Here is a 12,568-nt window from a genome sequence, read left to right on the forward strand (position 1 = left end):
TCCCGCCGTGCCAAAACCCATGAGACCGGCAGCCTTTCGAATGCCGGTGCATTGCATATCGGAGTTCGATCATGTTCAGGCGCAATCTTTATCTCGCCGCCCTCGCCGGGCTTGTTGCCACCCTTCCCCCCGCAGCCGCATCGGCCGCGGATCTGGGAACCGACGATTATTATGCCGATCCGGTTTCGTTCGATACCGCTCATGATTGGTCTGGCAACTATGTCGGCGCACAGATCGGCGCGTCATCCTCGCAATTCCCGAGCCCGTTTTCCAACCGCACCGGCGCGCTTGTCGGCGTCGTCGCGGGTAAGAATTTCCAGAACGGAAAATTCGTCTATGGCGGCGAGATCGAGGCGAATTTCGCCGAAGCCGAACACCGTCTCGGCAACGGCGGAACGCTGCAGCAATCATGGAGCGGCGTCGCCAAGGCGCGCGCCGGCGTCGCCATGGACAAGACGCTGGTCTATGGCACGCTCGGCTATGGCGCGACGAAGTTCAAGCCGAAAGGCACCGTCACCTCGGGCAGCAATTGGGAAGGCGGCGTTCTCGTCGGCGCGGGCGTCGAACAGGTGATCTCCGGCCCTCTCTCGGTCAAGGCCGAATATGATTACATGCGTTTCGGCGATGTGAAGACGGAAGTTGCAGGTCGGAATCGGCGCGAAAACCTCAGCAATCATGCGATCAAGGCGGGCGTCAACTACAAGTTCTGACACCCCTCTCCGGGTCACATGATTTGAAAAGAAAAAGCCGCCTGTATAAGGCGGCTTTTTCCTGGGGAGGAGGAAAGAAAGAAGAGACCCGGGTTCCGGGGCTAGCGGGCTTGGGAGCTCCGGGCCTCAAGGCTGGGTGGGATTGCCAGCTTGACCATCGTGCATCAGAAATCCGGATCGCGAAATCCCAATAAAATGGAGCCTATATATTATATATTTTGATGGGTTATTTCGAAAAAGCACGACAAAGACATAGGTTTACCCCTTAAAATTACACCAGATTCGTCATCCCCGGCAAATTTTCTTGTATGAAGGCGGCGACTCACGACAGCTTGTCGTCTAGTTTCCCCGTGCAACACCGCTTCCTGCCAATCCATCAACCGAGGATCATGCGATGCAAGCCGTTTTCGACGGTCATAATGATGTGCTTTTGAGATTGTGGAAGAATGCCCGCAAAGGTTCGGATCCCGCGCGCGAGTTCATCGACGGCACCGATCATGGCCATCTCGACCTGCCCCGCGCACGCAAGGGCGGCGTCATGGGCGGCCTCTGCGCCATCTATATCCCGTCTGAAAAGGGCCTTGCCCTGAAAGCCCCCGATGCAAATGGGCATTATGAGACACCGCTCTCCGCGCCGCTCGAACGCCCACGTTCCCTCGATATCGCGCTTGAGCTCGCCGCTATCGCCCACAGGATCGAGCGGGCCGGCGGCTGGAGCCTTTGCCGGACCGGTGCTGACATAGACAAGGCTGAGGCCCGGAACCGCTTTGCCGCCGTGCTCCACATGGAGGGATGCGAAGCGATCGACAAGGATCTGTCGACGCTGGAGGTGTTCTATGCCGCCGGCCTGCGCTCGCTCGGTCCCGTCTGGAGCCGCAACAATATTTTCGCCCACGGCGTGCCCTTCGCCTATCCCATGAGCCCCGATACCGGGCCGGGATTGACGGAGGCCGGCCGGGAACTCGTCAAGGCCTGCAACAGGCTCGGCATCCTGATCGATCTGGCGCATATGACCGAAAAAGGCTTCTGGGATGTGGTGAAACTGAGCGACCAGCCGCCGGTCGCCAGCCATTCCAACGCCCATGCGCTGACCCCCGTCGCCCGCAACCTGACCGACCGTCAGCTCGATGCGATCGGCGAGCGCAAGGGCCTCGTCGGCCTGAACTTCGCCGTCACCATGCTGCGTGCCGACGGAAGGGAAAATGCCGACACGCCGATCGACGATATGGTCCGCCACATTGATCATATGGTTTCGCGGGTCGGCATCGACTGTGTCGCGCTCGGCTCGGATTTCGACGGCGCGCTCATCCCCAGGGAGATCGGCGATGCCGCAGGCACGCAAAACCTCATTGTCGGCCTGCGCAGAGCCGGATATGGTAAAGATGAACTCGCGAAGATATGCTGCGGGAACTGGTTGAGGGTGCTGCGCGCCGCATGGCATGAAGCATGATCCCGATAAAGTTGCAGACTTCCAGGTAAGGTCATGCGGCTGAAGGACTGCCCCATCGGCTGACGCGCGCCAAACGATGTTGAGATAAGGGAACGATGATGATGAATTTCGGACGATTTCGCATTCTTGCCGCCAGCGCGGCGATTTCTGCAGTTATCGCGGCAACGGGACCGGCCTGGACGGCAACGCCGCAGGACACATTGGTGATCGCTTTCGCGTTTGACGATATCATCACGCTCGATCCTGGCGAAGCCTTCGAGCTCAGCGCCGGCGAGATCATGGGCAATGGCTATGACCGGCTCGTCCGCCTCGACATCGATGATCCGTCGAAGATCGTCAACGATATCGCCGAAAGCTGGACCGTTTCCGACGACGGCCTGACCTATACGTTCAAGATCAAGCCCGATCTCAAATTTGCCTCGGGCAATCCGCTCACCGCCGAGGACGTTGCCTTCTCGTTCCAGCGCGCCGTCAAGATCGACAAGAGCCCGGCCTTCATTCTCACCCAGTTCGGTCTGACGCCGGACAATGTCGACCAGATGGTCAAGGCCACCGATCCCTCCACTTTCGTGCTGACCGTCGATCAGCCCTATGCACCAAGTTTCGTGCTCAACTGCCTCACGGCCAATGTCGGTTCCGTCGTCGACAGGAAGCTGGTCATGGAAAACGTCGTCGACAATGATTACGGCAATGCCTGGCTGAAGACGCATTATGCCGGTTCGGGCCCGATGAAAATCCGCGACTGGCGCGCCAATGAGATCCTCGTTCTCGAACGCAACGACAATTATTATGGCGAGAAGGCCAAGCTTGCCCGCGTCATCTACCGTCATGTCAAGGAAAGCGCGACACAGCGCCTGCTGCTCGAAAAGGGCGATATCGACGTCGCACGTAATCTCAATCCCGGCGACATCACCGCGGTATCGAAGGAAGAAGGCATATCGCTGACCAGCACCCCGAAGGGTACGGTCTATTATTTCAGTCTGAACCAGAAGAACGAGACGCTGGCGAAGCCGGAAGTGCGCGAAGCACTGAAATATCTGATCGATTATCAGGGGATCGGTGAGACCCTCATCAAGGGCCTGGGCGAGATCCATCAGACCTTCCTGCCGAAAGGCATGCTCGGGGAACTCGATGAGACCCCTTATAAGCTCGATGTCGACAAGGCCAAGGAACTCCTGGCAGAAGCCGGGCTCAAGGACGGGTTTTCCATTACCGCCGATATACGCAGCATTCAGCCCGATTCCGGTATTGCTGAATCCGTGCAGCAGACCTTCGCCAAGGCTGGCATCAAGCTGGAGATCATCCAGGGCGACGGCAAGCAGACGCTGACCAAATATCGCGCCCGCAATCATGACATCTACTACGGCCAGTGGGGCGTCGACTATTGGGATCCCCACAGCAACGCCGAGACGTTCTCCTCCAACCCCGACAACAGCGATGACGCCTCGTCGAAGACACTTGCCTGGCGCAATGCCTGGGACATCCCTGAATTGACCAAGGAAACCAAGGCCGCGGTCCTCGAGCGCGACAACGCCAAGCGTGTGGAAATGTATCACGACCTTCAGAAGAAAGTTCTCGAGAACGGGCCCTTCATCCTGGTCTATCAGCAGACCGAAGTGGCGGGCCTCCGCGATAATGTCGAGAACTTCAAGCTCGGCCCCTCCTTCGATACCAACTACGTCTTCACGGTCTCGAAGAAATAAGCTGTGGCTTCGCTTGACATGACGCCGATGGCCGGGCGTGGACGCGCCCGCGCCACCAGGCTGGCCTTTTCGATCGGCACATTCCTGGTCATCGTGGCCACGACCTATCTCGGTCTTCTCGCCGTGACCTTCTTCATCGGCCGCGTCATTCCCATCGATCCGGTGCTGGCGATCCTTGGCGATCGTGCCCCAGCCAGCGCCATCGCGCGAACGCGCGAAGAACTGGGCCTGAACGAACCGCTCTACACGCAATTCTTCATCTATGTCTCGAAGGTTCTCCACGGTGATTTCGGCACATCCGTTCTGACCAGCAATCCGGTCATGACCGATATCCGCCGCGTCTTTCCCGCGACGATGGAACTGGCCACGCTCGGAACGCTCATCGGCTCGCTGATCGGGGTTCCGCTCGGCGTTCTGGCCGCCGTCAAGCGTGGCAGCTTCATCGACCAGACGGTGCGGATCATCGGCCTTTTCGGCTATTCCGTGCCGATCTTCTGGCTCGGCCTGATCGCGCTTCTGATCTTCTATGCCCGCCTCGGCTGGACGGCAGGGCCCGGACGCATCGATGTCGTGTTCGAATACACATTCACCCCGATTACCGGTTTCTATATCATCGACGCTGTTCTGCAGCGCCAATGGGACGCCCTGCGCGACATTCTCAGCCACATCGTCCTGCCCGCCTGCCTGCTCGGCTATTATTCGCTTGCCTATATCAGCCGCATGACCCGCTCCTTCATGCTGAACGAGCTGGAACAGGAATATATCGTCGCCGCGCGCGCCAAGGGTTTGTCGGAGAGCCGCATCATCTGGCGGCATGCGCTACGCAACGCCGCCGTGCCGCTGGTAACCGTGATCGCGCTTTCCTATGCCGGACTGCTCGAAGGTTCGGTTCTCACCGAAACCGTCTTCGCCTGGCCAGGGCTCGGCCAATACATCACCAATTCGCTGCAGAACGCCGATATGAACGCTGTTCTCGGCGGCACCATCATCATCGGCTCGGTCTTCATCGCCCTCAATCTCGTCTCCGATCTTCTCTATCGGACACTCGACCCCAGGACGCGCGCACGATGAGCGAACTCACCCCAACAGCCCGGCAGACCCGCCGCGACTGGCTCCTCTCCGACCGGCCGCAATCACGCATGCAGGCGCGGCTCGGCCGCTTCTACATGATCTGGCGGCGCTTCAGCGCCAACAAGCTCGCCGTCGTCGGCCTGATCATCATCCTGGCGCTGCTCTTCGTCGCCGCCTTCGCCAATCTGCTGGCGCCCTATTCACCCACCCTCGGCGATCTGCGCACCACGCGGCTTCTGCCGCCCAGCGGCGACTATCTCCTCGGCACCGACGATCAGGGCCGCGATATTCTCTCGCGGCTGATCTATGGCTCACGGCTGACGCTCTATGTCGTCCTGCTCGTCGCCATTATCGCCGCACCCGTCGGCCTTCTGGTGGGAACCGTCGCCGGCTATGCGGGCGGATGGGTCGATGCGGTGCTGATGCGCATCACCGATATCTTTCTGGCCTTTCCGAAACTCATCCTGGCGCTCGCCTTCGTCGCGGCGCTTGGACCGGGGATCGAGAATGCCGTCATCGCCATCGCCATCACCTCATGGCCGCCCTATGCGCGCATCGCGCGGGCCGAAACGCTGACGGTGCGCAATTCCGACTATATCGCTGCCGTGCAGTTGATGGGCGCGTCCCCCACCCGCATCGTCATCCGTCACATCATGCCGCTTTGCCTGTCATCGCTCATCGTGCGCGTCACACTCGACATGGCCGGCATCATCCTGACCGCCGCCGGCCTCGGCTTCCTCGGCCTCGGAGCGCAGCCGCCATTGCCGGAATGGGGCGCGATGATCGCCTCCGGCCGTCGTTTCATTCTCGACCAGTGGTGGGTCGCCGCCATGCCCGGCCTGGCGATCCTCATCGTCAGCCTCGGCTTCAATCTTCTCGGCGACGGCCTGCGCGATGCGCTCGACCCCAGAGGCAGCAACCAATGAGCACGCTTCTCGACGTCGAAGACTTGCACGTGCGTTTCCCCACCCGCACCGGAACGATCGAGGCAGTGCGCGATATTTCCTTCTCGCTCGGGCGTGAACGGCTCGGTATCGTCGGCGAAAGCGGCTCCGGCAAGTCGCAGACCGGCCGCGCCATCATGGGGCTGACGCCGCCGCATGCGCAGGTGACCGCAAAGCGCCTCGAATTCGACGGCATCGATCTTCTGAAGATATCGGCGCGGGAACGCCGGGCGCTGCGCGGCAGCCGCATCGCCATGGTGTTGCAGGATCCGAAATATTCGCTCAACCCCGTCATGAGCATCGGCCGTCAGATCGTCGAGACGCTCCGCACCCATGAAAATGTCGGCCGCAACGAGGCGCGGTCGCGCACGCTGGAAATGCTGGAGGCCGTGCAGATCCGCGATCCCGAGCGCGTCTTCGATCTTTATCCGCACGAAGTCTCCGGCGGCATGGGCCAGCGCGCCATGATCGCCATGATGCTGATCGCCGGGCCGGAACTGCTCATCGCCGACGAGCCGACCTCCGCCCTCGACGTCACAGTGCAACTCGAAGTGCTGGGCATCCTCGACAACCTCGTCGCCGAGCGCGGCATGGGGCTGATCTTCATTTCGCACGATCTGCGCCTCGTCTCCTCCTTCTGCGATCGTGTCATCGTCATGTATGCCGGCCGCATCGTCGAGGAGATCGCGGCAAGCGACCTCGCCAATGCCAAACATCCCTATACGCAAGGCCTGCTCGACTGCATGCCGAAGATCGGCGCCGACCGTCATCCCCTGCCCACCCTGCAGCGCCAGGCGGAGTGGTCGCTATGACCAACGCCGCATCTCCCGCGCTCTCGATCAACAACCTCGAAGTCGTCTACGACCATTTCCGCGCACTGAAAGGCGTCAGTATCGACGTGGCGCGGGCGGAATCCTTCGGGCTGGTCGGTGAATCCGGTTCCGGCAAATCGACGCTGCTGCGCGCCGTCGCAGGCCTTGCCCCGATCACATCAGGCGAAATCCTCATAGACGGCAAGCCCGTCACCACTCCGCGCGGAAAAACCTTCTACCGCACCGTGCAGATGGTGTTCCAGGACCCCTACGGCTCGCTTCACCCGCGCCAGACCGTCGACCGCCTGCTGCTCGAACCGCTCGCCATTCACGGCTTCAGCGACGGAGAACAGCGCATCGTCCGGGCGCTCGACGAGGTAGGGCTCGGTTCCGGCTTCCGCTTCCGCTATCCGCACCAGCTCTCCGGCGGCCAGCGCCAGCGCATCGCCATCGCCCGCGCGCTGATCGTCGAACCCTCGATCCTGCTCCTCGACGAGCCGACATCGGCGCTCGACGCCTCGGTTCAGGCCGAAGTGCTCAATCTGCTCGAACAGATCCGCCGCGACCGCAAGCTGACCTTCGTCATGGTCAGCCACGACCTCGCCGTCATCACCCATATGTGCGAACGGCTGGTCGTCATGCAGAACGGCAATATCGTCGAACATCTCGATGCGGCTGATCTTGCGAGCGGCAAGGTCAGCCAAGCCTATACGGAGAATTTGATGCACGCGAGCGAAGGGTTCCGACGCAAGAGCGCGTAAAATCAAAAGCTTGCGCCGACTCTGAGCACGATCTTGCCCTGGATGTGTCCGCTAGCGGCGCGCTCGTGCGCTTTTTGCGCATCGCTAAGCGGAAACGTGCTGTCTATGGCGACGCGAACCGTCCCGGCATCGAGCAAGCGTCCGATTTCTGCGAGCTGTGAGCCATTTGAACGCACCTGGGTCATCGAAACCGTTATGCCCAGCCTCAACGCTTCCTCTGCGTCGGAAAAGCCGATGAACACCGGGAACAACGCCCCGCCACGCTTGAGCGTGCGCAAGAAGCGACCGGTGGTCGGACCACCCAGCGTGTCGAGGACGAGATCAACGTCATGCGCGACGTCCTCGGGAGGTGTCTTCGTGTAATCGATGAACTCGTCCGCGCCGAGATCACGAAGAAACGCCTCATGCTTGCCCGAAGCGACCGCAATGACATGCGCGCCCTTCCACTTCGCCAGTTGCACCGCCAAGTGCCCAACGCCGCCTGCCGCACCATTGATAAGCACCGTCTTGCCATCAAGCGGCACCGGCCGATGCAGTTCCGCTTGAAGTGGATTTGGCTGTTCGTGCCCAAGCTCGACAAGGAACTGCCATGCCGTGAGCAGTGCCATCGGCGCCGCTGCGGCCTGCAAATGGTCAATGCCCGCCGGCTTCAGCGCAAGGTCGGACGCCGGCACGCTGACATACTCAGCGTATGCCTTGCTTTCCCCGACGCTGAAAAAACGCACCATCGAGTAAACTTCGTCTCCGACGGAAAAGCCTTGCACATCTTCGGCAACAGCCTCGACAACGCCTGATACATCGGTCCCCAGAATGATCGGGAAATTCCCCTGCGGACGCCATTCCGGAGCAAGCGCTTTAAAGCCATCGCGCAAATACCAGTCGGGAGGATTGATCCCAATGGCGTGAACGCGAACCAGCACCTCTCCCGACTTCAGTTCAGGCTTCGGCGCATCCTCGTAGCGCAGAACTTCTGGCCCACCAAATTCGTGAATCCGGATTGCTTTCATTGTTTCACTCGACATCGCTTTTCCTTTGCGGCGGATGTGCTATTAATTCGGAGCAGTGCTCCGCTCTAATATTCGGAGCGATGCTCCGTTTGTCAAGGTGAGATGATGCGAGCCGACGCGAAAAAGAACTACGACCAACTACTCGCCGTGGCGCGCGCCGTCGTGACCGAGCAAGGCGCCGACGCGTCGTTGCGTGACATTGCTCGCAAGGCAGGCGTGGGCCTCGGCACGCTGTACCGCCACTTTCCGACCAGGGAGGCGCTGCTTGAAGCCTTGCTCCGCACAAAATTCAACGAGTTGACGGAAAGGGCCAGCGAACTCGAAACACCGGGCGCGCCCGGTGACGCCCTTGTGACGTGGCTGCGTGAAACCGTCGCGATGGCGCATAATTACAGCGGCGCCATCGCCTTGATGGTGGCTGCAATCGCGGATGAAAATTCCGCGCTTCATGCCTCATGCGTCACCATGAAAGCAGCCGGTACGCGGCTCCTCGTCCGCGCTCAGACCGCAGGTGTGGCGCGTTCCGACATGGATGGCGCGGACCTGTTCGCACTGGTGGGCGCGCTATCATGGATCGGCGACCAGCCTTCGCTTGCGCCACGCGCGGATCGTCTATTCGAAATTATCTCGAGTGCGATTCTGACGGATCAACGAAGGTAGGACGCTCCAACACAGCCCTTCAATCAGCTCCCCGTCAACTCGAACTGCGCATCATGCAGCCGCCGATAAACCCCATCTGCGGCAATCAGGTCACGATGCCGCCCCTGCTCCGCCACGCCGGTCTCATCCACCACGACGATCCGGTCGGCATTCCTGATCGTCGCCAGCCGATGCGCAATAACCAGCGTTGTGCGTCCTGCGGAAAGCTCGGCAAGCGATTGCTGGATGGCGCGTTCGGTTTCGGTGTCGAGCGCCGATGTCGCCTCGTCGAGAATGAGGATCGGCGGGTTCTTCAGGAACATGCGCGCAATCGCCAGACGCTGCTTCTGGCCGCCCGACAGTTTCACGCCGCGCTCGCCGATGATGGTGTCGTAGCCCTCGGGCAGGCTCGCGATCATCGTATCGAGCCTTGCGCGCCGCGCTGCGGCCTCGATCTCCCGGTCGCTCGCATCGAGCCGGCCATAGGCGATGTTTTCCCGGATCGAGCCGCCGAACAGGAACACGTCCTGCTGCACGATGCCGATCTGGCTGCGCAGCGAGGCGAGCGTCATCTTGCGGATATCCACGCCGTCAATGGTGATCTCGCCCGCCTCGATCTCATAGAAGCGTGGCAGCAGCGAGCAGAGCGTGGTCTTGCCGGCCCCAGATGGGCCGACGAAAGCCACCGTCTCGCCCGCGCGGATTTCCAGATCGATATCGCGCAACACCTGCCGCTCGGCGCTATAGCCGAAACTGGCGCCGCGATAGCGGATTTCACCGCTGAGACCCGACACCGCAACCGCATCCGGCGCATCGACGATATCAGGCTCGGTATCCAGAAGCTCGGTATAGCGGCGGAACCCGGCAATCCCCTTCGGATAGGTCTCGATGACCGAATTGATCTTCTCGACCGGGCGGATGAACACGGTTACCAGCAGCAGGAAGCTGATGAACCCGCCATTGGTCAATTGCCCATGCAGCACGAACCATGTCCCCGCCAGCATGACGATGAGCTGTGTCAGCCGCATCGACATGTAGCTGAGCGACGTGCTCGCCGCCATGATGCGGTAGGCATCGAGCTTGGTCTCACGATAGCGGCTGTTGTCGCGCGCGAAGAGCTTGCGCTCATATTCCTCATTGGCGAACGCCTGGACGACGCGCATACCACCGACATTCTCCTCGATGCGCACGTTGAAATCGCCGACGCGGCCATAAAGCGCCTGCCAGTTCTGCGTCATGCGCCCGCCATAACGGCTGGTCACCCACGCCACCAGCGGCACGACGGCGACGGTGATCAGCGCCAGATGCACATTGATCGTGAACATCAGCACGAAGGCGCCGAGGAAGGTCATGATGGCGATGACGAGATCTTCCGGCCCATGATGCGCGACCTCGCCCACCTCCTCCAGATCCTTGGTGACGCGGCCGATCAGATGCCCGGTCTTGTTGTTGTCGTAGAAGCGGAAGGAGAGCTTCTGCAGATGATCGAACAGCTTGCGGCGCATCTCCGTCTCGATGTTGATGCCGAGCATATGCCCCCAATAGGTCACGACCGCCATCAGCCCGGTATTGACGAGATAGACCACGAGAAGCCCGGCTGAGGCGAGCAGGATCAACACCCAATCCTGCCCCGGCAGGAGATGGTCGATAAACACCTTGATCGCCATGGGAAAGCCGAGTTCCAGAAGCCCCGACAGCACCGCGCAGCCGAAATCGAGCAGGAACAGGCCCTTATAGGGCCTGTAATAGGAGAAAAACCGGCGGAGCATAAGTCAGAACCTGGGTTTATCCGGCGAGAACCACCAGACATCGATTGATATCGCCCCCGATATCAATTGCCGTCGTCTTTGTCACGCCTTGCATTGTCGCCATCGAACCCGCGCCGCCAATAGGCGACGACAAGATGATCCTGCCGGTCGAGCTTGCGTTCCTTGCGCAGATAGCTGCGGATGGCGCGGAAAGCCGCGAATTCGCAACCCGCCCAGGCGAATGCACGCGTTCCCTCAGCCGGAAATTCCACCGCGCGAACCGCATCTTCGAGAAGCGTTGTCGTTCCCGCTTCCCGGCCGTCGCGATGCAGCCAGACGAGATCGACATCGGCGTCCGAGCGCAAATCCTGCTCCTCGGCGGCATTCTCAATCTCGATGCGCACCACGGCCTTCACATGGGCCGGCAGGCTTTCCAGAATGCGGCCGATGGCGGGAAGCGCCGTCTCGTCGCCGGCCAGCAGATACCAGTCGGCCTCGCCAACGCTGCCGCCGCCGGGCCCGGTCATCCCCACCGGATCGCCCTCTCCTGCATTCAATGCAAAGGAGGACCCGGGCGTCTCGTCGCCCTCGTGAATGACGATATCGATATCGACCTCACCCATCTCGACGTCGATATTGCGGATCGTATAGACACGGTTGGTAAGTTTCATCTCGCCATCCGGCCAGAGCGGCCGACCGTCTTCACCGGTGACGGGCCATTGCGGCGTGGTCACGCCCTTCGGCGGGAAAAACAGGCGGATATGCAGCCCACCCCGCGCGAAACGCTCGAGATTCCGCCCCCTAAGCCGCACGCGCCGCATATGCGGCGTCACATTGCGGGCCGAGACGACGCGCATCTCGCGGAAATAAGGCAGCGGCGCGCCGGCAGCGCCATCGCCGATCCAGACGATCCTCGGCGTCTCACCATCGGCAAATTCCAGAACATGCTCGGCCATGGAGTGCTTCATATAGGCAAGCCCGGTATCGTCCTCGCCTTCGGCATGGAAGGTCAGGCTCTCATCATCAGCCTCGATCATCGCGCGCCCATAGGACAGCGCGATCTCACCCCTTCGCTCAGCCGAGGAAATGTCGGCATATTCCGCGAAATGTTCGAGAAGCCTGCTCATGATGATATCGGGCTTCGAAAGCGTGACGCGCGCGGTCGCGCTCAAACGGCTATGCTGCATTTCTGAACTCCCGGAGATATCCGATGGAACCGATTGGATCGGTAGCAAAGGACTAGCCGAAAGTAACATGACTTCGCAAGTCATGTTTTAAAAGCGGACAATTTTAGCCAGGATTTCTGCGTATGCAGGTCACATCGAAATGGCCATTGAAATGCGACTGCCTATGGGAAATTACCGGCGCGAATGCTTGGCGTCAGCGCACTTGTTCAGGTGCTGTTGCCAACGGACAGCACCATAGCCACCTGCGGCTATCAGAACCGGCAAAATGAACAGATAAAAAATCTGGGCCCCGGCCATCTGCTCTCAACGACCGGAATTTTTGATGCCAGCGCGCTCATTCTGGTATTCGGTCCAAAATACAATCACCCAACCAAGGGCGACGATAACGAGTGGCAGGATCACAAAGGCAAATAGCTGTGTACCGGTCATATTTTAACGGTCGGAATGGCTGTTAAAATATTTCTGATATCCAAGCCAGCCGAAGCAAGCTACACCAACAAGGATCGGAAAAACCCACCACATGAATATCTGAGCGG

At 60.4% G+C, this 12,568-nt stretch carries 12 protein-coding genes; 9 read left to right on the forward strand and 3 right to left on the reverse strand.

The window, feature by feature from the left end:
- The first annotated feature begins 71 nt into the window (after window positions 1–71).
- The 7 genes from C5748_RS23425 (at window position 72) to C5748_RS23455 (ending at window position 7,451) form a co-directional block, all read left to right on the forward strand.
- On the forward strand, window positions 72–710 hold the full coding sequence (locus tag C5748_RS23425; protein ID WP_105744862.1) for an outer membrane protein: 639 nt from the start codon (window positions 72–74) through the stop codon (window positions 708–710).
- 394 nt (window positions 711–1,104) lie between these two features.
- Window positions 1,105–2,160 (forward strand): dipeptidase, encoded by a 1,056-nt coding sequence (locus C5748_RS23430; protein ID WP_105744864.1) that lies wholly within the window; start codon window positions 1,105–1,107, stop codon window positions 2,158–2,160.
- Window positions 2,161–2,258: 98 nt separating this feature from the next.
- The gene (locus C5748_RS23435) at window positions 2,259–3,863 is read left to right on the forward strand and encodes an ABC transporter substrate-binding protein (protein WP_199194883.1); all 1,605 of its coding nucleotides are present in this window, start codon (window positions 2,259–2,261) and stop codon (window positions 3,861–3,863) included.
- Window positions 3,864–3,890: 27 nt separating this feature from the next.
- Window positions 3,891–4,934: an ABC transporter permease gene (locus C5748_RS23440; RefSeq protein ID WP_199194884.1), complete on the forward strand. Its 1,044-nt coding sequence runs from the start codon at window positions 3,891–3,893 to the stop codon at window positions 4,932–4,934.
- Complete coding sequence (gene nikC, locus C5748_RS23445) at window positions 4,931–5,860, forward strand: nickel transporter permease (protein WP_105744867.1); 930 nt, start codon at window positions 4,931–4,933, stop codon at window positions 5,858–5,860. Before C5748_RS23440 ends, nikC begins: the two co-directional genes overlap by 4 nt.
- A complete protein-coding gene (locus C5748_RS23450; RefSeq protein ID WP_105744869.1) occupies window positions 5,857–6,690 on the forward strand; it encodes an ABC transporter ATP-binding protein in 834 nt (277 codons plus the stop codon). Before nikC ends, C5748_RS23450 begins: the two co-directional genes overlap by 4 nt.
- A complete protein-coding gene (locus C5748_RS23455) occupies window positions 6,687–7,451 on the forward strand; it encodes an ABC transporter ATP-binding protein (protein ID WP_105744871.1) in 765 nt (254 codons plus the stop codon). Before C5748_RS23450 ends, C5748_RS23455 begins: the two co-directional genes overlap by 4 nt.
- 2 nt (window positions 7,452–7,453) lie before the next feature.
- Here the strand turns inward: C5748_RS23455 and C5748_RS23460 are convergent, their stop codons facing one another.
- Window positions 7,454–8,473: an NADP-dependent oxidoreductase gene (locus C5748_RS23460; RefSeq protein ID WP_105744873.1), complete on the reverse strand. Its 1,020-nt coding sequence runs from the start codon at window positions 8,471–8,473 to the stop codon at window positions 7,454–7,456.
- A gap of 87 nt (window positions 8,474–8,560) precedes the next feature.
- Between C5748_RS23460 and C5748_RS23465 the strand changes: the two genes are divergently transcribed.
- Entirely contained in the window at window positions 8,561–9,118 is a 558-nt protein-coding gene (locus tag C5748_RS23465; RefSeq protein ID WP_105744875.1) for a TetR/AcrR family transcriptional regulator, read from the forward strand.
- 23 nt (window positions 9,119–9,141) lie between these two features.
- Here the strand turns inward: C5748_RS23465 and C5748_RS23470 are convergent, their stop codons facing one another.
- On the reverse strand, window positions 9,142–10,866 hold the full coding sequence (locus C5748_RS23470; RefSeq protein ID WP_105744877.1) for an ABC transporter ATP-binding protein: 1,725 nt from the start codon (window positions 10,864–10,866) through the stop codon (window positions 9,142–9,144).
- Window positions 10,867–10,928: 62 nt separating this feature from the next.
- Complete coding sequence (locus C5748_RS23475; protein ID WP_105744879.1) at window positions 10,929–12,032, reverse strand: siderophore-interacting protein; 1,104 nt, start codon at window positions 12,030–12,032, stop codon at window positions 10,929–10,931.
- A 183-nt stretch (window positions 12,033–12,215) separates the two neighbouring features.
- On the opposite strand from C5748_RS23475, the gene C5748_RS28325 reads away from it, so the two are divergent.
- Window positions 12,216–12,446, forward strand: a complete 231-nt coding sequence (locus tag C5748_RS28325; RefSeq protein ID WP_158259920.1) for a hypothetical protein — start codon at window positions 12,216–12,218, stop codon at window positions 12,444–12,446.
- Window positions 12,447–12,568 lie beyond the last annotated feature (122 nt).

The organism is Phyllobacterium phragmitis (assembly GCF_002980495.1).
Lineage (GTDB): Bacteria > Pseudomonadota > Alphaproteobacteria > Rhizobiales > Rhizobiaceae > Paramesorhizobium > Paramesorhizobium phragmitis.